At 41.0% G+C, this 2,747-nt stretch carries 1 protein-coding gene; it reads right to left on the bottom strand.

Annotation, left to right across the window (positions count from 1 at the left end; translation table 11 throughout):
* Positions 1 to 13: 13 nt before the first annotated feature.
* Positions 14 to 1,441, bottom strand: coding sequence for an IS66 family transposase (tnpC, locus tag J2S25_RS19840; protein WP_052807022.1), 1,428 nt, complete (start codon positions 1,439 to 1,441; stop codon positions 14 to 16).
* Between the last annotated feature and the right edge of the window lie 1,306 nt (positions 1,442 to 2,747).

The raw sequence follows: 2,747 nt of genomic DNA, 5'->3' as shown, positions 1-2,747 counted from the left end.
GTAACTACTTAGGTCAGCTGAATGAAAACTGACCTTTGTTTACATCAATTATGGAAGAAAGCAGATCTCTCCCTTGTTTGCGGGCAGTGGAAATAAACCCGCGGATGCGCGCAAACTGTTCTGCTCCCTGCATTGTTCGAAAGGAACCAGAGATTTTTTCTTTGACCTTTACCATCCGGATATCCCTTTCAGCCTGGCTGTTGTCAAAAGGGACAAGGCCATCTTTAAGGAACCGGAGTATATCGGCCTTGTGCAGAATGAATCTTTCCGCAAGATTCGCTGCCTTGGTTTTGGCTTTTCTGCCTCTTTTCACTGGTCCATCACGATTGATGGGTGGCAGCCATTCCTTTTTTCCAAGTTCCAGAATCTTATCGTATCTTGACTCCAAACTTGAAATAGCCTCTTTTTCGATCGGTATTCCCGATGTGAGGGCTCTTTTCTTTTCCAGGAGGGCTTCCCTCAATAAGGCTTGCATCTTCGAAGCCCACTGGTGCTTGTCATAATCAATAATGCCCTGACATTCACGAAGGAGATGGACGCCACAAAGGGCATGGGTAAATCGATATCGATCATTGAAATAGGATTTCCAAAAGTCATGAACGACCGTTCCCTTGTATGCAGGAAGGAATCCGATTGAATTAAACGCTTCTTTTCCACGCTTTGTGTGCACGTTGTATAGAGTCCAGTTGCCATTCGAAACGGTGTGAAGCCAGTGAAGTTTTCCCTCTGTGCGGATTCCAGTTTCATCGGCATGGACGACCTTGGAACCAAACAGATTCTTTCGAATTTCACCTTCAATAGGCTCGAGCTTTAGCGACAGCTTGCCAAGGTGGGACAGGAGAGTCCCTTCGCTTGGCCGGTGTCCTGTAAGGTCCCCGAACAATTGACTGATCCTTTCAAGGGGAATATGTTGATATGTATGTAAATAGGCACACCAGGCACTCCAGCTTTCCCCATACTGAACAGGAGCCTTTATGTGATTAGGGAATGGGCCGTTTTGGATTTTCCTGCAATTCGGGCAGCACTTGGAAGCAGACCTGTGTTCTGTAAAAATGAGGCGTGGAACCGGGATATCGACAACCTGCCTCCTTTTAAACCCTTGTACAGGAACGTCAAGCAGAGAGTGGTCACAGTTTGAACAAACTTCTGGCGTATGCCATTCAATCCCGTCAGGGGTGGCGGACATGTTTAGCGTATGCCCCTTATGACCTTTTGGGGCTCCGGACTTTCCCCCTGGCACCCGGAGGCTTTGGGGTTTACGCAGCCCGTCGCTTGATGGCGGTTTATTACTGTTGGAACTGTTGGAGCCAACCTGTCTTTCAAGTTCCTGAACACGTTTTTCCAGTTTTTCAATGTGACCGAGAAGCATGGTAATGAAATCAGCGATCTCAGAAGGTTTGCCCTCACTGATCTGTTTAATCTGTTTTTTAGTGTATTTCAAGGCCCTTACCACCTTTCCATTATTTTGAAAGTTGGCGATAAATACCCGTTTTTTAAGAAAATCAAACATTTAGGTACCTAAGTAGTTACAAAAAATCGATATTTAAACTATTTTCTATAAGAAGTTCATTATCAAAGTCTACACAGTTTTCCCACACTACGTTTCCATTCACTTTGTCAATTTTCACAGTTTGAAACATTTTAATATCGTCTCGAATTTCACTAAGTTTCCCTATATCATTTAACAGGAATTTTTTCATGTCTAATAACCAATACTTTTCTTGATTCACTTCAAGAATTAGCTTAAATGTCAGAGTTGCAAACAAATTCGTAATTCTCAATTTCATAGATCTTCTTAAATAATTCATCCAATTAAAACAGTCTTGATAAAATATGAGCCTGCTAAAGCAAGTGCAATCATTAGTGAATCTCCAATGATTGCAATAATTATATTTTGAACCTTTGCCTTCACTCGTCTCACCTTCTTTCAATAGTGTTTGAAAACAAACCATATTAAAAACGCTCAGTCGGGTGACTAAGCGTTGGTTTGAAAGTTTTTAATTGAGTAGTGGTTTCGGAAATTTTCCATAGGAATCCCAACCTTTTAAAAAATCTATTAATTGACTTCATCATATTTCTTTTCAACTTGAAAATCAATTATTAGATAGACAAGATGCAAACCTTTAAACGAAGGTACTGATTTTACTCCTAAGTTCAAGTCCACTACTGAATACTTCAAAAGAGTAAATTTCCCAAATAAGTTACAATAACAGATGATTAGGAGCTGAGTCTAAACTTGGCTCTTGTTATTGCCGAATTTTTATAATACCGCTTGAGTTTGAAGAGTTACTTGGAATCACAATACTACTATGATTTCCCCTTAATTCCTTTCCCCTTAACAAAAAAAATATTTTTTTGTTCCTACTATGTACTCCCCCAAAAATCCCTTCCGAAATCCCACCCCAACCCTCATTCCACCGTTTCCAAGTTCGAAAAAAGTCTTCCGAAATCCCGCTCTCCCCCCTCTTTTTCCCCTTTTTTCACACTTTTTCACACGCTTTTCCCCCACTTTTTCCCCCTCTTTTTCTCCAACTCGAAAAAATTCTTCCGAAGCCGTAAAAAACAAAAAGGCTTATCCCAAAAGGGATAGCCCTGTTTTTCTCACGCTTTTTTCCGCCATCTTTTTTCTCACTGGATGGAGAAATCGGAAGGGTTTTTTCTGACGGGTTAGGTGTTTTAAAATTTAGTTACATAGAAGGGATAAGGATTAAGGTTATCTCAGCTGGTTAAGGATACCCTATCTACTG

It is taken from the genome of Mesobacillus stamsii (assembly GCF_030814065.1).
GTDB lineage: Bacteria > Bacillota > Bacilli > Bacillales > Cytobacillaceae > Mesobacillus > Mesobacillus stamsii.
This window is presented reverse-complemented; position numbering and strand designations above follow the sequence as displayed.